Annotated in this window: 15 protein-coding genes; 11 read left to right on the top strand and 4 right to left on the bottom strand. The window is 59.0% G+C overall.

The features are described from left to right. The first annotated feature begins 318 nt into the window (after nt 1–318). The gene (locus tag H7R58_RS14710; RefSeq protein WP_106929502.1) at nt 319–2,589 is read left to right on the top strand and encodes a PAS domain S-box protein; all 2,271 of its coding nucleotides are present in this window, start codon (nt 319–321) and stop codon (nt 2,587–2,589) included. Here the strand turns inward: H7R58_RS14710 and alkA are convergent. Further along, a complete protein-coding gene (gene alkA, locus H7R58_RS14715) occupies nt 2,541–3,383 on the bottom strand; it encodes a DNA-3-methyladenine glycosylase 2 (protein ID WP_106929500.1) in 843 nt (280 codons plus the stop codon). The two genes, H7R58_RS14710 and alkA, sit on opposite strands and share 49 nt — an antisense overlap. A 148-nt stretch (nt 3,384–3,531) precedes the next feature. Between alkA and yegD the strand changes: the two genes are divergently transcribed. After that, nucleotides 3,532–4,884: a molecular chaperone gene (gene yegD / locus H7R58_RS14720; RefSeq protein ID WP_182930612.1), complete on the top strand. Its 1,353-nt coding sequence runs from the start codon at nt 3,532–3,534 to the stop codon at nt 4,882–4,884. Between the two features lie 82 nt (nt 4,885–4,966). Here yegD and H7R58_RS14725 read toward each other — a convergent pair whose 3' ends face one another. Next, on the bottom strand, nt 4,967–5,026 hold the full coding sequence (locus H7R58_RS14725; RefSeq protein ID WP_182930611.1) for a type I toxin-antitoxin system Ibs family toxin: 60 nt from the start codon (nt 5,024–5,026) through the stop codon (nt 4,967–4,969). 252 nt (nt 5,027–5,278) lie between these two features. On the opposite strand from H7R58_RS14725, the gene H7R58_RS14730 reads away from it, so the two are divergent. The 9 genes from H7R58_RS14730 to yegS all read left to right on the top strand — a co-directional run bounded on the left by H7R58_RS14730 (nt 5,279) and on the right by yegS (nt 19,454). Continuing rightward, nucleotides 5,279–6,538, top strand: a complete 1,260-nt coding sequence (locus tag H7R58_RS14730) for an MdtA/MuxA family multidrug efflux RND transporter periplasmic adaptor subunit (RefSeq protein WP_106929499.1) — start codon at nt 5,279–5,281, stop codon at nt 6,536–6,538. Next, the gene (locus tag H7R58_RS14735; protein ID WP_106929497.1) at nt 6,538–9,660 is read left to right on the top strand and encodes an MdtB/MuxB family multidrug efflux RND transporter permease subunit; all 3,123 of its coding nucleotides are present in this window, start codon (nt 6,538–6,540) and stop codon (nt 9,658–9,660) included. The genes H7R58_RS14730 and H7R58_RS14735 overlap by 1 nt, the downstream gene beginning before the upstream one ends. After that, the gene (mdtC, locus tag H7R58_RS14740) at nt 9,661–12,738 is read left to right on the top strand and encodes a multidrug efflux RND transporter permease subunit MdtC (protein WP_182930336.1); all 3,078 of its coding nucleotides are present in this window, start codon (nt 9,661–9,663) and stop codon (nt 12,736–12,738) included. 2 nt (nt 12,739–12,740) lie between these two features. Further along, entirely contained in the window at nt 12,741–14,153 is a 1,413-nt protein-coding gene (locus H7R58_RS14745) for an MFS transporter (protein ID WP_182930335.1), read from the top strand. A 3-nt stretch (nt 14,154–14,156) separates the two neighbouring features. After that, the gene (gene baeS / locus H7R58_RS14750; RefSeq protein ID WP_182930334.1) at nt 14,157–15,623 is read left to right on the top strand and encodes an envelope stress sensor histidine kinase BaeS; all 1,467 of its coding nucleotides are present in this window, start codon (nt 14,157–14,159) and stop codon (nt 15,621–15,623) included. After that, nucleotides 15,620–16,342, top strand: coding sequence for an envelope stress response regulator BaeR (gene baeR / locus H7R58_RS14755; RefSeq protein WP_106929489.1), 723 nt, complete (start codon nt 15,620–15,622; stop codon nt 16,340–16,342). The genes baeS and baeR overlap by 4 nt, the downstream gene beginning before the upstream one ends. Nucleotides 16,343–16,464: 122 nt before the next feature. Then, complete coding sequence (locus tag H7R58_RS14760; protein ID WP_106929487.1) at nt 16,465–16,797, top strand: YegP family protein; 333 nt, start codon at nt 16,465–16,467, stop codon at nt 16,795–16,797. A gap of 153 nt (nt 16,798–16,950) precedes the next feature. Further along, the gene (gene yegQ, locus H7R58_RS14765) at nt 16,951–18,312 is read left to right on the top strand and encodes a prephenate-dependent tRNA uridine(34) hydroxylase TrhP (protein WP_182930333.1); all 1,362 of its coding nucleotides are present in this window, start codon (nt 16,951–16,953) and stop codon (nt 18,310–18,312) included. A 242-nt stretch (nt 18,313–18,554) separates the two neighbouring features. Continuing rightward, the gene (gene yegS, locus H7R58_RS14770; protein ID WP_182930332.1) at nt 18,555–19,454 is read left to right on the top strand and encodes a lipid kinase YegS; all 900 of its coding nucleotides are present in this window, start codon (nt 18,555–18,557) and stop codon (nt 19,452–19,454) included. Here the strand turns inward: yegS and H7R58_RS14775 are convergent. Continuing rightward, on the bottom strand, nt 19,451–20,740 hold the full coding sequence (locus tag H7R58_RS14775) for an ABC transporter substrate-binding protein (protein WP_227674192.1): 1,290 nt from the start codon (nt 20,738–20,740) through the stop codon (nt 19,451–19,453). The genes yegS and H7R58_RS14775 overlap by 4 nt on opposite strands. Before the next feature lie 119 nt (nt 20,741–20,859). Then, entirely contained in the window at nt 20,860–21,633 is a 774-nt protein-coding gene (locus H7R58_RS14780; RefSeq protein WP_106929481.1) for an ABC transporter ATP-binding protein, read from the bottom strand. Nucleotide 21,634 lies beyond the last annotated feature (1 nt).

Consider the following 21,634-nt stretch of genomic DNA (forward strand, 5'->3'; position numbering starts at 1 on the left):
GGACGGCACGAATAGACAATATTATTCAAGAGGAAACGATCTGAATAGACACGTGTATCAGCGCCAAACGCGGCAATTATAGGGATTTCGTCGCAACGATACCAGTCGAATGCATCGATCGGTGATGACAAAAGATGAAACGTCCGCGCGTCGGTTTCTGCTGCGCAAGACATTGATGAAATTAATATTACGGATGTAACTAATTGACGATTATTGTCAATTAGTGTCACAGATCTGATAAATAGCGCTAAAGTTGTTGCATAATCGGCACTCATCTCGGCATGGCCGGAGAGCGGTTGCCTCCGGAAAACAGTGGTAATGAAGAAAGAAACCAGCTTTATCCCTCTCCTCCCCGCCTCGCGGCAACGCACGTTGCAGATACTGTTTGGTCTGACTGTCGTGACGTTTTTATTCACCCTGTTTTCACTGTCGTTAATGCGCGTACCCAACGAGCTCTCGCCGGTCTGGTTCCCGACGGCCATCATGACGGCGGCGTTCTACCGTTTTAACAGCACGCTGTGGCCCTGTATTGGCATCGCTGGCGTACTGGGGATCATCGCCGCTACCGCCGTTGATGGCCCTGCACAGGTCGGGCTGTTTTATCCGCTGGCAAATCTGATGGAGGCGCTGGTGGGTGCGCTACTGCTGCGCCGCTGGCTGGTGGATGATAATCCGCTGAAAAATTTAGCCGACTGGACGCAAATGGCGATTGCCGCGGCGCTGATTCCCCCGTTCCTGGGCGGCATCCTGGTCGCCAGTTGGACGCCCGGCGACAACGCTTTCCAGACCCTGGTAGTGTGGATGCTGTCGGACGCCGCCGGTGCGCTGGCGCTGGTGCCGCTGGGGCTACTGATCCGCCCGGATTATTTCCAGCGCTATCGCAACCGCACGCTGCTGGCATCAACCCTACTGACCGCCATCCTCACGCTGGCACTAAGCGTGATTGCCATGCTGTACATGCCCTGGCCGTTCACCTTCATTATGGTGCTGATGATGTGGAGCGCAGTGCGGCTACCGCGCATTGAAGCCTTCCTGATTTTTCTGCTGACCATTATGACGGTATTGACGCTCTCTGCGCAGCACCCGCTGGTGCAGGAGATCATCGTAAACACCCTTAACAGCTACCGGTTAAGCAATATGCTGGGGCTGCCGTTCCTGATGGTGCTGCTGCCTACCGGCGTGATGAGTATCGCCATGTACGCGGTGTACAGCGAGCGACGCCGTATTACGGAAAGCGAAACCCGTTTTCGCAACGCGATGGAATACTCGGCGGTCGGTATGGCGGTGGTCGACGCCTATGGTCAGTGGCTACAGGTGAATAAAGCGCTGGGCGTCTTTCTGGGTTACACCCCGGATGAGCTGCATCACATGACCTTCCAGCAGGTCACCTGGCCGGAAGATTTACCGCAGGACCTGGTACAGTTAGACCGTCTGGTGCGCGGTGAAATTGAGAGCTATTCGCTGGAAAAACGCTACCGCACGCGTCAGGGTGAAGCGGTCTGGGCGCTGCTGGCGGTCTCGCTGGTACGCAACAACGACGGTACGCCGCTGTACTTTATCCAGCAGATTGAAGACATCAACGACTTGAAAAAAAGCCGCGAGGCCAACAAGCGCCTGATGGCAGAGATTACCCACACCAACGAAGCGCTGTTCCAGGAAAAAGAGCGACTGCACATTACGCTGGATTCCATTCGTGAAGCAGTGATCAGTACCGACAGCCAGCAGAACATCACCTTTATGAACCCGGTCGCCGAGAAAATCAGCGGCTGGTCGCAGGCGGAAGCCCAGGGAAAATCGCTGCGCGAGGTGCTGAATATTACCTTTGGCGATAAGGGGCCGTCGCTGGAAAATCTGTACAGCGACGAAAACCTCGATAGCGATATCGAACTGAATAAAGTGCTGCATAACCGCTACGGAGGCAGCTTCGATATTCACCACAGCATGACGCCGCTCAGCACCCAGGAAGGCGAGCATATTGGTTTTGTGCTGGTTATCCAGGACGTAACCGAGTCACGCCGCCTGCTGCGTCAGCTGAGCTATAACGCCAGTCACGATGCGCTGACCGGCCTGCCCAACCGTTCAAGCTTCGAAAGCCAGCTTAAAGCGCTGCTGACGGCGCTACCGGGCGGCCACCAATCGCACGCGTTGATCATGCTGGATCTCGACTTCTTCAAGGCGGTCAACGACAGCGCTGGCCACGCCGCCGGTGATGCCCTGCTGCATGAAATCGCCGGGCTGATGCGCTCACAGCTGCGGCCGAGCGATATTCTGGCACGCCTCGGCGGCGATGAGTTCGGCTTTATTTTGCGCCACTGCTCTACCGAGCAGGCGCTGAATGCAACCGAGCGCATTGTTGAAGCCATCAAACATTACGAGTTTACCTGGGCCGGCCGTCGGCACCGCATCGGCGCCAGTGCCGGACTGACGTTGATCCATGAGCACAACGCTCAGTTGGCCGACGTGCTTGTGCAGGCCGATTCCGCCTGCTATGCCTCGAAGCATAACGGCCGCGGCATCGTGACGGTGTACAGCCCGCCGCGTCAGGTCGGCGACCAGCCGTCTGCATACCAGATATGCAATAACGCGTAGGAGCGCCACGGCTGCCAGCGCTCGGCGTAGCGGCGAATCTGCGCGGGCGTCATACCGGGAAAGCGTTGTTTAATCAGATAATCGTCCGGCAGGAAAATATCCTGCGCCTGCCAACCGCGCAGCGCAAAGTAGTTTGCAGTCCAGCGGCCGATTCCCGGGTACTGCTGGAGCGCACGAAGCGCCTGCTCGACATCATCCGGCAGGGTCAGCGGCAGTTCGCCGCTGGCCGCCGCGCGGGCAAAATGGATTAGCGCTTCAGCGCGCTTGAGCGGCATTCCCAGCGCCTTCAGCGCCAGTGGGTCACCCGCCGCCAGCCGCTCCGGTGTAGGAAATAAAGCAAAGCCGTCCGTCTGCGCCAGCGGTTCGCCGTACAGCGCCACCACTTTTGCCGCCAGCCGCGCGGCCATTTTCACGCTCACCAGTTGGCCAAGAATCGCCCTCACGCCCTGCTCGAAGGCATCAAATGCGCCGGGCAAGCGCAGCCCCGGCCTCCCTGCCGCCAGCGCCCCCAGCGCGCGCTGCACCTGCTGCGGATCGCAGTGCAAATCCAGCAGCCTCGTGACGCCTGCTAAGGCCTCGTCCGCCACCGGCAGCAGCCCGGCGGACAGCGTCACCCGAAGCCGTTGCTGCACGTCGTCCGGCGTCATGGTGATAAGCCCACAATGTGGCCCGCAGCGCCAGCTACGGGTATAGCTGTGCGCATGAAAATGCTCGATTCCCGCAACGGCACGCGCCTGTAAAAAACCAAACATCCAGCGCCAGTCGTACGGCGCTCGCCAGGGCAGTTCAAACATCGAGTCTCCTTATCTTAAGACAACGGGCGTAGCGTGACAGCATAGCCGCTAATCAACGCGAAAACCTTGCTTTCATATTCCAGTTGCCGCCATCCCCACATTCCGCTAAAGTCGCCCCCCTTTCTTCACTGGCATGGGGATGATTGACGTGTTTATTGGTTTTGACTACGGGACGGCGAACTGCTCTATCGCCGTGATGCAGGACGGCGCGCCGCGCATGCTGATGATGGAGAACGGCAGCACCCTGCTGCCGTCGATGCTGTCAGCGCCGACCCGCGAAGCGGTCAGCGAATGGCTGTATCGCCATCATCAGGTACCGGCCACGGGCGATGAAACCCAGGCCCTGCTGCGCCGCGCGATGAACTACAACCGCGATGAAGATATCGACGTCCTGAGCAACAGCGTGCAGTTTGGCCTGGCATCGCTCAAACAGTATATCGATGACCCGGAAGAGGTGTACTTCGTGAAGTCACCGAAATCCTTCCTCGGCGCCAGCGGCCTGAAGCCGCAGCAGGTTGCCGTTTTCGAAGATTTAGTGTGTTCGATGATGCTGCATATTCGCCAGCAGGCGCAGTCGCAGCTGCAGGATACCATCGAGCAGGCGGTGATTGGCCGCCCGATTAACTTCCAGGGGCTGGGCGGCGATGAAGCCAACGCGCAGGCGGTAGGTATTCTGCAGCGTGCGGCGAAACGCGCCGGTTTCCGCGACGTGGTTTTCCAGTATGAGCCAGTAGCTGCCGGGCTGGATTTTGAAGCCAGCCTCAGCGAGGAAAAACGGGTGCTGGTGGTGGATATCGGCGGCGGGACAACCGACTGCTCGGTGCTGCTGATGGGGCCGCAGTGGCGCGCCCGTCACGACCGCGAGCAGAGCCTGCTCGGCCACAGCGGCTGCCGCGTTGGCGGTAACGATCTGGATATCGCGCTGGCGTTCAAAAGCCTGATGCCGCTGCTCGGCATGGGCGGCGAAACGGAAAAAGGCATAGCCCTGCCGATCCTGCCGTGGTGGAACGCGGTCGCGATTAACGACGTGCCGGCGCAAACCGACTTCTACAGCGCCGCCAACGGCCGCCTGCTGCGCGATCTGGCGCGTGACGCCCGCGACGCCGATAAAGTCGCGCTGCTCTATAAAGTGTGGCAGCAGCGGTTAAGCTACCGTCTGGTGCGTAGCGCGGAAGAGAGCAAAATTGCATTGTCCGAAAGCGAACACATCGCAACCTCACTGCCGTTTATCAGCGATGAACTGGCGACCGCCATCAGCCAGGACGGTCTTGAAACGGCGCTGAACCAGCCGCTGACCCGCATTCTTGAGCAGGTACAGCTGGCGCTGGAAAACAGCAGCGAAAAACCGGACGTCATCTACTTAACCGGCGGCAGCGCCCGCTCGCCGCTGATTAAGAAAGCGCTGGCCCAACAGCTGCCCGGCATTCCGATTGCCGGCGGCGACGATTTTGGCTCGGTAACCGCCGGTCTGGCGCGCTGGGCGCAGGTGGTATTCGCCTGATGGTTCGCCGTTGACTTCGCTGTTTTTTCGACCTATGGTAAAGGAATGAGGGTAAGGGAGGATTTCTCCTCCCCCTGGTGTCTTAGTATGCTGGCAAGCTAATCACTAAGAGTATCACCAGTATGATGAGGTGTTTCATCATAACCCTTTCCTTATAAAAGGCCCCTTCTTCAGGAGGGGCTTTCCTGTTTTAGCGCCCTGCTAAACGCCGCCGACGGTAGCACGTGCGGCGGCGGCGCGGTTTTTCATCGTTGGGGATTGCGAGGCGGCTCGTAAAGCTGACGCGATTCAGACGATTCCTTCCGTCTTTCATATTTCCTCCATTTTTTCTGAGCGTTCCGTTACTAAACTAGTATCATTTCGTGGAATGATTCAGGACGAGACACGTATAACAATGAAAGGCAGTCATAAGATTCGCTGGCGAGTAGCGCTGGCCGTGCTGGTAGTGGCCGCTGGGGCGATAGGCATCTGGCATTTCAGCAGCAATTCCGACACTTCAGGCGCAGCGAAACCGGCAGGGGCCGCCCCGGCCGGCGGCGGACGTCACGGCGGGCGTTTTGGCGGCGCACTCGCGCCGGTACAGGCCGCAACCGCCACCAGCGAAGCCGTTCCGCGCTACCTCAGCGGGCTGGGTACCATTACGGCCGCCAACACCGTGACCGTGCGTAGCCGCGTCGACGGGCAGCTCAAAGCCATTCACTTCCAGGAAGGCCAGCAGGTCAAAGCCGGCGATCTGCTGGCAGAAATCGATCCTAGTCAGTTTAAAGTCGCGCTCGCTCAGGCGCAGGGTCAGTTGGCTAAAGACAAAGCAACGCTGGCCAACGCGCGCCGCGATCTGGCCCGCTATCAGCAGCTGGCAAAAACCAACCTGGTTTCGCGCCAGGAGCTGGATACCCAGCAGTCGCTGGTCAGCGAAACCGAAGGTACGATTAAGGCCGACGAAGCCGCCGTCGCCAGCGCGCAGCTGCAGCTTGACTGGAGCCGTATCACCGCACCGATCGACGGCCGCGTAGGTCTGAAACAGGTCGATATCGGCAACCAGATCTCCAGCGGCGACACCACCGGCATCGTGGTGCTGACGCAAACGCACCCTATCGATCTGGTCTTCACCCTGCCGGAAAATGATATCGCAACCGTCGTGGCGGCACAAAAAGCCGGGCAAACGCTGGCGGTGGAAGCGTGGGATCGCACCAACAAACGCAAACTCAGCGACGGCACGCTGCTGAGCCTCGACAACCAGATTGACGCCACCACCGGCACCATCAAGCTGAAAGCGCGTTTTAACAACCAGGACGATGCCCTGTTCCCGAACCAGTTTGTTAACGCCCGTATGCTGGTCGATACCCAGCAAAATGCGGTGGTGATCCCTGCCGCTGCGCTGCAAATGGGCAACGATGGCCACTTTGTCTGGGTGCTGAACAGCGACAACAAGGTCAGCAAACACACCGTGACGCCGGGGATTCAGGATAGCCAGAAAGTGGTCATCGACGCCGGGCTCTCCGCGGGCGATCGCGTGGTGACCGACGGTATTGACCGCTTAACCGAAGGTGCGAAAGTGGAAGTCGTTACCGCCCACGATGCCGCTACCGCCAATGCGGAGAAACCGGCCGCCGCCGAGGGCCGCTCTGCGGGCCATAAAGGAGCGCGTGGCTGATGCAAGTATTACCGCCGAGCAATACTGGCGGCCCATCCCGCCTGTTTATTATGCGCCCGGTCGCCACCACCCTGCTGATGGTGGCGATCCTGCTGGCCGGGATCATCGGCTACCGTTTCCTGCCCGTTTCCGCGCTGCCGGAAGTGGACTATCCGACCATTCAGGTCGTCACCCTGTATCCGGGCGCCAGCCCGGATGTGGTGACGTCGGCGATTACCGCGCCGCTTGAGCGTCAGTTTGGCCAGATGTCCGGCCTCAAGCAGATGTCGTCGCAGAGCTCCGGCGGCGCATCGGTCGTCACCCTTCAGTTCCAGCTGACGCTCCCGCTGGACGTCGCCGAGCAGGAAGTGCAGGCGGCGATTAACGCCGCCACCAACCTGTTGCCGAGCGATCTGCCTAATCCACCGGTTTACAGCAAGGTCAACCCGGCGGATCCGCCGATAATGACTCTCGCCGTCACCTCGTCCGCCACGCCGATGACGGAAGTGGAAGATATGGTGGAAACCCGCGTAGCGCAGAAAATCTCCCAGGTCTCCGGCGTCGGGCTGGTCACGCTGGCGGGCGGCCAACGTCCGGCGGTGCGCGTGAAGCTCAACGCTCAGGCTATTGCCGCGCTGGGGCTGACCAGCGAAGATATTCGCACCGCCATCACCAGCGCCAACGTCAACTCCGCAAAAGGCAGCCTCGACGGCCCGGCGCGCGCGGTAACGCTTTCGGCAAACGATCAGATGCAGTCCGCGCAGGAATACCGTCAGCTGATCGTCGCCTATAAAAACGGCGCGCCAATTCGCCTTGGCGACGTAGCGACCATTGAGCAAGGTGCAGAGAATACCTGGCTTGGCGCGTGGGCCAATAAAAAACAGGCCATCGTGATGAACGTGCAACGTCAGCCGGGCGCGAATATCATCTCGACCGCGGACAGCATTCGTCAGATGCTGCCGCAGCTGACCGAAAGTTTACCGAAATCAGTCAACGTTGAGGTGCTCTCTGACCGCACCACCAACATTCGCGCTTCAGTGTCCGACACGCAGTTCGAACTGATGCTGGCGATTGCGCTGGTGGTCATGATTATTTATCTGTTCCTGCGTAACGTCCCGGCGACGATCATTCCCGGGGTCGCCGTACCGCTGTCGCTGGTCGGCACGTTTGCGGTCATGGTGTTTCTCGACTTCTCTATCAACAACCTGACGTTAATGGCGCTGACTATCGCCACCGGCTTCGTGGTCGATGATGCGATTGTGGTTATCGAGAACATCTCACGCTATATCGAAAAGGGCGAGAAACCGATGGCCGCGGCGCTGAAAGGCGCGGGCGAGATTGGCTTTACCATCATCTCACTGACCTTCTCCCTGATCGCAGTGCTGATCCCGCTGCTGTTTATGGGCGATATTGTCGGTCGTCTGTTCCGTGAATTTGCCGTCACTCTCGCGGTGGCGATACTGATATCCGCAGTGGTGTCGTTAACCCTGACGCCGATGATGTGCGCAAGGATGCTGAGCCACGAATCACTGCGCAAACAGAATCGGTTCTCACGCGCCAGCGAGCGATTCTTTGACCGGGTGATTGCCGTCTACGGCCATCTGCTGGCGCGCGTACTCAACCATCCATGGCTGACGCTGAGCGTAGCGCTGGGCACGCTGGCGCTGTCGGTTATCCTGTGGATAACGATTCCCAAAGGCTTTTTCCCGATTCAGGATAACGGCATTATCCAGGGGACCCTACAAGCGCCGCAGTCGGTTTCATTCGCCAGCATGGCGCAACGTCAGCAAACGGTGGCTGACGCCATTTTGAAAGACCCGGCGGTAGAAAGTCTGACCTCCTTTGTGGGCGTCGACGGCACCAACCCGGCGCTAAACAGCGCACGTCTGCAAATTAACCTCAAACCGCTCAGCGAACGCGATGACCGCGTTCAGACGGTCATCGGCCGCCTGCAGCAATCGGTTGACCGCATTCCCGGGGTTGAGCTGTATTTACAGCCGACGCAGGATTTAACCATCGACACCACCGTCAGCCGCACCCAGTACCAGTTTACGCTGCAGGCCAATTCGCTGGACGCGCTGAGCGAGTGGGTTCCGCAGCTGATGGCCGAACTGCAGACGCTGCCGCAGCTTTCCGACGTCAGCAGCGACTGGCAGGACAAAGGGCTGGTCGCCTACGTTAACGTTGACCGCGACAGCGCCAGCCGTCTCGGCATTTCAATGGCCGACGTCGACAACGCGTTGTACAACGCCTTTGGCCAGCGGCTGATTTCAACCATTTACACCCAGGCCAACCAGTACCGCGTGGTGCTGGAGCATGACACCCGCGCAACGCCGGGGCTGGCGGCGCTGGATAACGTTCGCCTGACCAGCAGCGACGGCGGCATCGTACCGCTGACCGCCATTGCTAAGGTTGAGCAGCGCTTTGCGCCGCTGTCGATCAATCATCTCGATCAGTTCCCGGTGACCACCATCTCGTTCAACGTGCCGGATAACTATTCGCTGGGTGACGCGGTGCAGGCAATCATGGACTCGGAGAAAACGCTGAATTTCCCGGCCGATATCCGCACCGAGTTCCAGGGCAGCACCCTCGCCTTCCAGTCGGCGCTCAGCAGCACCGTCTGGCTGGTGGTTGCGGCGGTCGTCGCGATGTACATTGTGCTGGGCGTACTGTATGAAAGCTTTATTCACCCGATCACCATTCTCTCGACCCTGCCGACGGCAGGCGTCGGCGCCCTGCTGGCGCTGATGATTGCGGGCAACGAGCTGGACGTGATCGCCATCATCGGGATAATTCTGTTGATCGGCATCGTGAAGAAAAACGCGATCATGATGATCGACTTTGCGCTCGCCGCCGAACGCGAACAAGGGATGGCGCCGCGAGAAGCTATCTATCAGGCCTGCCTGCTGCGTTTTCGCCCGATTCTGATGACCACGCTGGCCGCCCTGCTCGGCGCACTGCCGCTCATGCTGAGTACCGGCGTCGGCGCCGAACTGCGTCGCCCGTTGGGGATCGGTATGGTCGGCGGGCTGCTGGTTAGCCAGGTGCTGACGCTGTTCACCACGCCGGTTATCTACCTGCTGTTCGATCGTCTGTCGCTGTACCTGAAAAGCCGATTCCCGCACCGTGAAGAGGAAGCGTAAGTGAAATTTTTTGCGCTCTTCATTTACCGCCCGGTAGCGACGATTTTGATTTCCGTCGCCATCACGCTGTGCGGCGTGCTGGGCTTTCGTCTACTGCCGGTCGCGCCGCTGCCGCAGGTCGATTTCCCGGTGATTATGGTCAGCGCCTCGCTGCCGGGGGCCTCGCCGGAAACCATGGCCTCGTCCGTCGCCACGCCGCTGGAGCGGTCGTTGGGGCGTATTGCGGGCGTGAACGAAATGACCTCCAGCAGTTCGCTGGGCAGCACGCGAATCATTCTGGAATTTAATTTCGACCGCGACATCAACGGCGCTGCGCGTGACGTGCAGGCGGCGATCAACGCCGCGCAAAACCTGCTGCCGAGCGGCATGCCGAGCCGTCCGACCTACCGCAAGGCCAATCCGTCAGATTCGCCGATTATGATCCTGACGCTGACCTCGGACACCTACTCGCAGGGCGAACTGTACGATTTCGCTTCCACCCAATTGGCGCAAAGCATCGCGCAGATTGACGGCGTCGGCGATGTAGACGTTGGCGGTAGCTCGCTGCCCGCCGTTCGCGTCGACCTCAATCCGCAGGCGCTGTTTAACCAGGGCGTGTCGCTGGATGCGGTACGCACCGCCATCAGCAACGCTAACGTGCGCAAGCCGCAGGGGGCCATTGACGACAGTACCCAGCGTTGGCAGGTGCAAACCAACGATGAGCTGAAAAAAGCGGCCGAATATCAGCCGCTGATTGTGCACTATAACAACGGCGCAGCGGTGCGTCTGGGCGACGTGGCAACGGTCAGCGACTCGGTACAGGACGTGCGCAACGCCGGGATGACCAACGCCAAACCGGCCATTCTGCTGATGATCCGCAAGCTGCCGGAAGCCAATATTATCGACACCGTTGACCGGATCCGCGCCGAGCTGCCGGAACTCCAGCAGACCATTCCGGCGGCCATTGACCTGCAAATCGCTCAGGACCGTTCACCCACGATCCGCGCCTCGCTCGAAGAAGTGGAACAGACGCTGGTGATTTCGGTGGCGCTGGTGATTCTGGTGGTGTTCCTGTTCCTGCGATCCGGCCGCGCGACGCTGATTCCGGCGGTCGCGGTACCGGTGTCGCTTATCGGCACCTTCGCCGCCATGTACCTTTGCGGCTTTAGCCTCAACAACCTGTCCCTGATGGCGCTGACCATCGCCACCGGCTTTGTGGTGGATGATGCCATCGTGGTGCTGGAGAACATTTCCCGCCACCTGGAAGCGGGCATGAAACCGCTACAGGCAGCGCTGCAGGGTAGCCGTGAAGTCGGCTTTACCGTGCTGTCGATGAGCGTGTCGCTGGTGGCGGTGTTCCTGCCGCTGCTGCTGATGGGCGGCCTGCCCGGCAGGCTGCTGCGTGAGTTTGCCGTGACGCTGTCGGTCGCGATCGGGATTTCGCTCGCCGTCTCGCTGACCCTCACGCCGATGATGTGCGGCTGGATGCTGAAATCCAGCCGAGCGCATACCCCTAACCGTAACAAAGGCATCGGCCGCCTGCTGATTGCCATGCAGCGCGGCTATGCCAAATCGCTGCACTGGGTGCTGGCGCACGCCCGGCTGGTGGGCGTCGTGTTCCTTGCCACCATCGCGCTGAACATATGGCTGTACATCTCAATCCCCAAAACCTTTTTACCGGAGCAGGATACCGGCGTACTGATGGGCGGCATTCAGGCCGACCAGAGCATCTCTTTCCAGGCGATGCGCGGTAAGCTTCAGGATTTTATGAAAATTATCCGTGAGGATCCGGCGGTAGATAACGTCACCGGCTTTACCGGCGGCTCGCGCGTGAACAGCGGCATGATGTTTATCACCCTCAAACCGCGCGACGTACGTCAGGCATCGGCGCAGCAGATTATCGATCGGCTGCGTAAAAAGCTCGCCAAAGAGCCGGGCGCGAACCTGTTCTTAATGGCGGTACAGGATATCCGCGTCGGCGGCCGTCAGGCCAACGCCAGCTACCAGTACACGCTGCTGTCGGACGATCTTAGCGCCCTGCGCGAATGGGAGCCTAAGATCCGCAAAGCGCTGGCCGCGCTGCCGGAACTGGCGGACGTCAACTCGGATCAGCAGGACAACGGCGCGGAAATGGACCTGGTCTACGATCGGGAAACGATGTCGCGGCTGGGCATCAGCGTGGAAGCCGCCAACAGCCTGCTGAACAACGCCTTCGGTCAGCGACAGATATCCACTATCTATCAGCCGTTGAACCAGTACAAAGTGGTGATGGAGGTCGACCCGGTCTATACCCAGGACGTCAGCGCGCTGGATAAAATGTTTGTCATCAACGGCGAAGGCAAAGCGATCCCGCTGTCCTACTTTGCTAAATGGCAGCCGGCAAACGCCCCGCTGTCGGTTAACCACCAGGGGCTGTCAGCAGCCTCAACCGTTTCCTTCAACCTGCCGACCGGGAAATCGCTGTCAGAAGCCAGCGATGCGATTAACCGTACCATGACGCAGCTTGGCGTCCCCTCAACGGTTCGCGGTTCGTTTGCCGGGACGGCGCAGGTGTTCCAGGATACGATGAACTCGCAGGTGATCCTGATTATCGCCGCCATTGCCACGGTCTATATCGTGCTGGGTATTCTGTACGAAAGCTACGTCCACCCGCTGACCATTCTCTCTACCCTGCCCTCGGCTGGCGTCGGGGCGCTGCTGGCGCTGGAGCTGTTCAATGCCCCGTTCAGCCTAATTGCCTTAATCGGGATCATGCTATTAATTGGCATTGTGAAGAAAAACGCCATCATGATGGTCGACTTCGCCCTTGAGGCGCAGCGAAACGGCAATCTGCCGCCGGAGCAGGCGATATTCCAGGCCTGCCTGCTGCGTTTCCGCCCGATTATGATGACCACGCTGGCGGCGCTGTTTGGCGCACTGCCGCTGGTGCTCTCGGGGGGCGATGGTTCAGAACTGCGCCAGCCGCTGGGGATTACGATCGTCGGTGGGCTGGCGATGAGCCAGCTGTTAACGCTCTATACCACGCCGGTGGTATATCTGTTCTTCGATCGTCTGCGTCTGCGTTTTTCACGTCAACCCCGACAATCGGCAACGGAATAACCATGACTGAGCTCCCGGCTAACGTACGCTGGCAACTGTGGATCGTGGCGTTTGGCTTTTTTATGCAATCGCTGGACACCACCATCGTGAACACCGCCCTCCCCTCAATGGCCCTGAGCCTGGGGGAGAGCCCGCTGCACATGCACATGGTGGTGGTTGCCTACGTGCTGACCGTCGCCGTTATGCTGCCAGCCAGCGGCTGGTTGGCTGACCGGGTTGGCGTGCGCAATATTTTCTTCACCGCCATCATCCTCTTTACCCTGGGGTCACTGTTCTGCTCGCTCGCCGGGACGCTCAACGAGCTGGTGATGGCTCGCGTGCTGCAGGGGATCGGCGGGGCAATGATGGTCCCCGTCGGCAGGCTGACGGTGATGAAAATCGTCCCGCGCGAGCAGTACATGGCGGCGATGACCTTCGTCACCCTTCCCGGGCAGATTGGCCCGCTGCTGGGGCCAGCGCTGGGCGGGATACTGGTCGAGTATGCCTCATGGCACTGGATTTTCCTGATCAACATCCCGGTCGGCATCGTCGGCTGTATCGCAACCCTGATGCTGATGCCCAACTACACCGTGCAGACGCGGCGCTTCGATCTGTCCGGTTTTATCGTGCTGGCGCTGGGCATGGCCACCTTAACCCTCGCGCTCGACGGCCAAAAGGGGTTGGGCATTTCACCGTGGATGATGGCCGCGCTGGTCGGCGTTGGTCTGGCATCCATCCTGATCTATCTGTGGCACGCACGGGGCAACGACAGCGCGCTGTTTAGCCTCAAGCTGTTTCATACCCCCACCTTCTCTTTAGGGCTGGCGGGCAGCTTCGTCGGCCGTATCGGCAGCGGCATGCTGCCGTTTATGACGCCGGTATTTCTGCAAATTGGCCTCGGTTTCACCCCGTTCCACGCCGGCTTGATGATGATCCCAATGGTGCTAGGCAGCATGGGGATGAAACGTATCGTCGTGCAGGTGGTTAACCGCTTCGGCTATCGCCACGTGCTGGTTGTTGCCACCCTCGGGCTGTCGCTAATCAGCCTGCTGTTTATGTTTACCGCTCTGGCAGGCTGGTACTACGCCCTACCGGTCGTGCTGTTTATTCAGGGAATGGTGAACTCCAGCCGTTTCTCGTCAATGAACACCCTGACGCTGAAAGACCTGCCGGACGACCATGCCAGCAGCGGCAACAGCCTGCTGTCGATGATAATGCAACTGTCGATGAGTATCGGCGTAACCCTCGCCGGGCTCCTGCTGGGAATGTTTGGCCAGCAGCACATCGCCATCGGCAGCGCGGCGACGCATCACGTCTTTATGTACACCTATCTTTGTATGGCCATCATTATTGCGCTTCCCGCTCTCGTCTTTGCGCGCGTGCCGGACGACACCAGCAAAAACGTGGTTATTGCCCGACGCAAACTGAAGGAGTAGACCGTGAAATTATGGCGCCCGGGTATCTCCGGCAAACTGTTTCTCGTCATTTTAACCACCTGTATCGTGCTGCTTATCAGCATGCACTGGGCCGTGCGTGTTAGCTTCGAGCGCGGCTTTATTGACTACATTAAGCGCGGCAACGAGCAGCGGCTGCAGCTGCTGAGCGACGCGCTGGCGGAACAGTACGCGCTGCACGGAAACTGGCGTTTTTTACGCAATAACGACCGCTTCGTGTTCCAGATCCTGCGCTCCTTCGAGCACGATAACGGTGAAGATCGTATGCCGCCAGGCCCTCCCGGCCCCGACGGCGGGCCTGACCGTGCGCCCGATCGCGGCGGCCCGGATCGCGGGGGTATGCCGCCCCACGGCTGGCGAACACAGTTTTGGGTTGTCGATCAAAAAGCCCGCGTACTGGTCGGCCCGCGTGAAGCGGTGCCGATTGACGGCACCCGGCGCGGTATTATTGTCAACGGCGCTGAAGTCGGTGCGGTGATCGCTTCGCCGGTAGAACGCCTGACCCGCAACACGGATATTAACTTCGATCGCCAGCAGCGGCGTACCAGCTGGCTTATCGTCGGCCTGGCCACGCTGCTGGCGGCGCTGGCCACCTTCCCGCTGGCGCGCGGTCTGCTCGCGCCGGTGCGGCGGCTGGTTGAAGGCACCCACAGGCTGGCTGCGGGCGATTTTTCTACCCGCGTTCCGGTCAGCAGCGGTGATGAACTGGGCAAGCTGGCGCAGGATTTTAACCGCCTCGCCAGCACGCTGGAAAAAAACCAGCAGATGCGTCGGGACCTGATGGCCGACATATCCCACGAGCTGCGCACGCCGCTGGCGGTACTGCGCGGCGAACTGGAGGCAATTCAGGACGGCGTGCGCAAATTCACCCCGGAATCGGTCACCTCGCTACAGGCTGAAGTCGCGACGCTGACCAAGCTGGTGGACGATCTCCACCAGCTTTCGATGTCCGACGAAGGTGCGCTGGCCTACCAGAAAGCGCCTGTCGATATCATTGCGCTGGTTGAAATTGCCGCTGACGCCTTCCGCGAGCGGCTGGCCAGTCGTGGGCTCACGCTCAATCTGGCGCTGGCAGAAAACGCCACCGTCTTTGGCGATCCGGATCGCCTGATGCAGCTGTTTAATAACCTGCTGGAAAACAGTCTGCGCTACACCGACAGCGGTGGGCAGGTACAGATTCGCAGCGAGCTGCTGGCGCAAAGCATCGTGCTGGAGTTTGCCGACAGCAGCCCCGGCGTCAGCGATGAACAGCTAAGCCGACTTTGTGAACGCTTTTACCGCACCGAAGGCTCGCGCAACCGCGCCAGCGGCGGATCCGGCCTGGGGCTGGCTATCTGCGCGAATATTGTTGCCGCCCACGGCGGCCAGCTCCACGTCGGACATTCGCCTTTTGGCGGGGTTAGCATTAAAGTAGAATTACCGCTGGAACGCGTAATACCGAGAGAAATATGACCGAGTTACCGATTGATGAAAACGCCCCACGCATTCTGATCGTTGAAGATGAACCCAAGCTGGGGCAGTTGCTCATCGACTATTTACTGGCAGCCAATTATGCGCCAACGCTGATTAACCACGGTGATAAAGTGCTGCCGTACGTGCGCCAGACGCCGCCGGACCTGATCCTGCTGGATTTAATGCTGCCAGGCACCGACGGCCTGACGCTGTGCCGCGAGATCCGTCGCTTCTCCGAGGTCCCGATTGTCATGGTGACCGCCAAAATTGAAGAGATCGACCGCCTGCTGGGTTTAGAAATCGGCGCCGACGATTACATCTGCAAACCGTACAGCCCGCGCGAAGTGGTGGCACGCGTGAAGACCATTCTGCGCCGCTGCCGGCCGCGTCAGGAGCTGCAGGCGCTGGACGAACAGAGCCCGCTGGTGGTGGACGAAACACGCTTCCAGGCCTCATGGCGCGAGCGACTGCTGGATCTTACTCCCGCCGAATTCCGTCTGCTGAAAACGCTGTCGCAGGAGCCGGGCAAAGTGTTCTCGCGCGAACAGCTGCTCAATCACCTGTACGATGACTACCGCGTCGTGACCGACCGAACCATCGACAGCCATATCAAAAACCTCAGGCGCAAGCTGGAGTCGCTGGACGCCGAACAGTCGTTTATTCGCGCTGTCTATGGCGTAGGCTACCGCTGGGAAGCCGACGCCTGCCGTATGGCCTAACAGCTAAGAGCGGCACGTCTGCGCCGCTCTCGTTTTTCCCCGCTCGCATCTTCGCCAATATCTCCCATACTCATACTGTCAGTCGATACGTTTAACGAATGCAATCTAATCAAGGAGTCACCATGGCTGGTTGGTTTGAATTAAGCAAAAGCAGCAACGATCAGTTCCGATTTGTTCTGAAAGCGGGAAACGGGGAGATTATCCTGACTAGCGAGCTCTATACCACCCGAGCCGCGGCGGAAAAAGGCATCGCCTCCGTGCGCGTGAATAGCCCGCTGGACGCACATTACGAGAAGAAAACGGCCACTAACGGTAAATTTCACTTCAACCTCAAGGCGGGCAACCACCAGGTCATTGGCACCAGCCAGCTGTATGCCACCGAGCAGTCGCGCGATAAGGGCATCGCGTCGGTAAAAACCAACGGTGCCAGCGAAACCGTGAAAGATAATACCTGACGGCTCCACCACCGCCGGGCGGTCTGCGAGGGCCACCCGGCGCTTTACCTCGCCCCGCCACAGCGCTACAATGCCCGCCCTTAAAGTGGGGACACTCCCCAGCTCGTCGCATCAGGTGCGGCGAATCTGACCTGTCATCAGAACGAGAAAATCATGTTTAAACCGGAACTCCTTTCCCCGGCGGGAACGCTGAAAAATATGCGTTACGCTTTCGCTTACGGCGCCGATGCAGTCTACGCGGGTCAACCGCGCTACTCGCTGCGCGTACGTAACAACGAATTCAATCACGAAAATTTACAGCTCGGCATCAACGAAGCCCACGCGCTGGGTAAAAAATTCTACGTCGTGGTGAACATCGCGCCGCACAACGCCAAGCTGAAAACCTTTATTCGTGACCTGAAGCCGGTAGTGGATATGGGGCCGGATGCGCTGATTATGTCCGATCCGGGGCTTATCATGCTGGTGCGTGAGCACTTCCCGAAGATGGACATTCACCTGTCGGTACAGGCGAACGCCGTCAACTGGGCCACGGTGAAGTTCTGGAAACAAATGGGGTTAACCCGCGTGATCCTCTCGCGCGAACTGTCGCTGGAAGAAATTGAAGAAATTCGCAGCCAGGTTCCGGACATGGAGATTGAAATCTTCGTTCACGGCGCGCTGTGCATGGCCTATTCCGGCCGCTGCCTGCTGTCTGGTTACATCAACAAACGCGATCCTAACCAGGGCACCTGCACCAACGCCTGCCGCTGGGAATACAACGTGCAGGAAGGCAAAGAAGACGACGTGGGCAACATCGTCCACAAATACGAACCGATTCCGGTGCAAAACGTCGAACCGACCCTCGGCCTCGGCGCGCCAACCGATCAGGTCTTTATGATTGAGGAAGCTAAACGTCCCGGCGAGTACATGACCGCTTTCGAAGACGAACACGGCACCTACATCATGAACTCCAAAGATCTGCGCGCCATCGCCCACGTTGAGCGTTTGACCCAGATGGGCGTCCATTCGCTGAAAATCGAAGGCCGCACCAAATCCTTCTACTACTGCGCGCGCACCGCCCAGGTGTACCGCAAAGCCATCGACGACGCGGCCGCTGGCAAACCGTTCGACACCAGCCTGCTGGAAACGCTGGAAGGCCTTGCCCACCGTGGTTACACCGAAGGGTTCCTGCGTCGCCACACCCATGACGACTATCAGAACTATGAGTACGGCTACTCCGTTTCCGAGCGTCAGCAGTTCGTCGGCGAATTTACCGGCGAGCGTAAAGGCAACCTGGCCGCCGTGGCGGTGAAAAACAAATTCCTGATCGGTGACAGTCTGGAGCTGATGACCCCACAGGGCAACGTCAACTTCACGCTTGAGCATATGGAAAACGCCAAAGGTGAGACGATGCCGGTCGCGCCGGGCGATGGTCACACCGTATGGTTACCCGTGCCGGAAGATATGGCGCTGGAGTATGGCCTGCTGATGCGTAATTTCTCAGGACAATCCACTCGTAATCCGCATAGCAGCTAGTACATTTATATTGTTTTTCAATAGCAAGGATTCTTAGAAATGGATCACAGACGGAATTATCGATTATCGATACTATTCTCTCGCTGAAAAACATAACCCATAAATGCTAGCTGTACCTAGGAACCACCTCCTTAGCCTGTGTAATCTCCCTTACACGGGCTTATTTTTTGCCCTTCCCTCCTAAAGCACACTGCCGTTTCCTTTGTTACACTCTTTGCATACCCCCTAAAGAGGTACCAAGGATGTCAGATTTTCCAGCAAGTTTACTGATACTTAACGGTAAAAGTGCCGATAACCCCGAGCTGCGCAAAGCGGTGACTCTGCTGCGCGACGAGGGCATTGTGATTCACGTGCGCGTCACCTGGGAGAAAGGCGACGCCGTACGCTATGTCGACGAAGCGGTGGCGCTTGAGGTGGCTACGGTGATTGCCGGCGGCGGCGATGGCACCATCAATGAAGTCGCAACGGCGTTGATCCACTGCAAGAGCAACGCGGCTCCCGCGCTGGGGATATTACCGCTTGGCACCGCCAATGATTTTGCCACCAGCGTGAATATTCCTGATGATTTAGCCAACGCCCTCAAGCTGGCAATTGCCGGGCGCGACGTCCCGGTGGATATTGCCCAGGTCAACCATAAAACCTGCTTTATCAATATGGCGACCGGCGGCTTCGGTACGCGTATCACCACGGAAACCCCGGAGAAACTGAAGGCAGCGCTGGGCGGCGTATCGTATCTGATTCACGGACTGATGCGCATGGATACCCTGAAGCCGGACCGCTGTGAAATTCGCGGCGAGAACTTTAGCTGGCAAGGTGATGCGCTGGTTATTGGCATCGGTAACGGACGCCAGGCGGGAGGCGGCCAGCAGCTGTGCCCGGAGGCATTAATCGACGATGGGCTGCTGCATCTGCGTATTTTTACCGGTGAAGAGCTGCTGCCGGCGCTGTTTAACACGCTGGCCAGCAGCGATGGCAAAGAGAATCTGGTGGACAGCGTCTCGCCGTGGTTCGAAGTCACCGCACCGCATGAAATGACCTTTAACCTCGACGGCGAGCCGCTGAGCGGGACCGCCTTCCGGATGGAAATTTTGCCGGCGGCGCTGCGCTGCCGCCTGCCGCCGGACTGCCCGCTGCTGCGTTAACGCATTGCGCGTTTTAAGATTCGCTCAGACTGACGCTTGAAATCCGCCGCCGCTTCGGCGACGGATTTCTTGCCGTAGTCAATAGATTGCAGCGCGCTATCAAATTCCTGCACCAGCTGCGGATCTTCCAGATACGGCGATACGCCGACCTTCGCCGGTAGCGACAGCGCGAGCTTGATGCCAGCAACCGAAGGGTCTTTGTCGTTGATCACGCCAGATGCGGCCAGGGTCTCCGCGCCGCTTTTGCTCAGCGGCACGCCGCGCTCCAGCCCCAGCAGCGTCACGCCCTCTTTGCTGTTGAGCAGGAAGTTAATCAGCTTCGCCGCCGCCTGCGGGTGTTGCGTGGTTTTGCCAATCGACAGCATCATCGACGGTTTCATAAACAGCCCCGCGTCGGTGGCCCCTGGCAGCATGGGATAGCTCCCCAGCTCGAGCTTCGCGGGCGGTTTCAGGTTATCAGAATATTTGGTCACGGCGGTGTTCCACATATACACCCCGCCCCATTCGCCCTCGATCCACGGCTTCATCTCGTACATGTTGCCCTTGCCAAATGAGGCGTAATACTTCATGTCCGGAATAACATGATTATCGATAAGCGTTTTATACAGCTGGAAAAACTCCACCCACTGCGCGTCGCTGTAGGTAAACTTTTTGCTCTGTTCATCGATGGCCGGGATGTTGTACTTCTGCACCATATACGAATTGAGCAGCGCCAGCACGCCGAGGCTCTCCGGGGCAACCGGGTAGTACTGTTTGCCCAGCTTGCTCGCAAAGGTTTTCCCGGCGTGCATCAGCTCATCCCAGTTTTGCGGATAGCCTAAACCGGCTTTTTTCCAGGTCTGGTCGTTGTAATAGAAAATACGAGCGGTCATGGCGACGGGAATCCCGTTCAGTTTGCCCTTCACCGTCACCGGCTGAAGGTCTTTGGCGGTGAACTGGTCGAGACCAATTTCCGCTTTTACCTTGTTGAGATCGTAAAAGCCGTTACCGTCTTTCGAGAACAGCGTCAGCCAGTTCCAGTTGGTCTGCATGACGTCCGGCTCGGTGCCGCCCGCCAGCTGCGTGGTCAGGCGCGAGGTGTGGCCGTCCCAGCCGGTGTATTCCGCTTTCACGTTAATATCCGGATGCTGCTGATGAAAAGCTTCCAGCGCTTTTAAGGTCACCTGATGGCGGCTGTTACCGCCCCACCACGACATGCGCAGGTCGACGGTTTCCGCTGCTACTGCGGAAGCGGTACAGGCACAAAGCACGAGCGGTAGAGCAATACGGAAAGAATTATTATGCATATTATTGATTTCCCAGAGGCAAATTGATCGGGTAGACCGGATAAGGCGTCCACGCCGCCATCCGGCACCTGCATCGGGCTGCCCGATGGCGCTACGCTTATCGGGCCTACAACATCCGGTTAATACGCCGCGACTTCGCGCGCCATTTCGCGCGTGTACTGGCGGCTGGCGTTCACCAGCATCTGCGTGTATGGCGTTTTCGCCTCGCCGTTCACCAACGCGTCAACGGTCAGCGTTTCGAGAATTTTGCCGTACTGCATCACCGCAACCTTCTGGCACAAATGGGCGATCACGCCCAGATCGTGAGTAACCATCAGGTAGGTCAGATTCGACTCTTTTTGCAGCTCCGCCAGCAGATTGAGGATTTCCGCCTGCACCGACACATCCAGCGCCGACGTGGGTTCATCCAACAGCAGCACCTGCGGCTCAAGGATCAACGCGCGGGCAATCGCCACGCGCTGTCGCTGGCCGCCCGAGAGCTGGTGCGGATAGCGGTCGCGAAACGCCCGGTTCAGCCCGACTCTATCCAGCAACGTGTTAATCCGCCGATCGCGCTCGCCGATGCCGTGAATCTGTAGCGGCTCTTCGAGAATATCGCCGATGGTATGACGCGGATGCAGCGAACCGTACGGGTCCTGAAACACCATCTGGACCTTACGGCAGCGTTGGCGGCTGATGGCGTGTTCCAACGGCTGACCATGAATGGTCAGTTCACCCTGCCAGTGGTTAAACAGCCCGGCCAGGCACTTCAGCACCGTGGTTTTCCCGGAGCCTGACTCCCCCACCAGCCCGTAAATCTCACCGGGCCTGACGTGAAAATTGACGTCGTACAGCACCTGGTTGCGCTTCTCGCCTTCGCCAAACGCCAGGTTCAGATTCTTCACTTCAATCATG

The organism is Klebsiella sp. WP4-W18-ESBL-05 (assembly GCF_014169075.1).
Lineage (GTDB): Bacteria > Pseudomonadota > Gammaproteobacteria > Enterobacterales > Enterobacteriaceae > Kluyvera > Kluyvera ascorbata_B.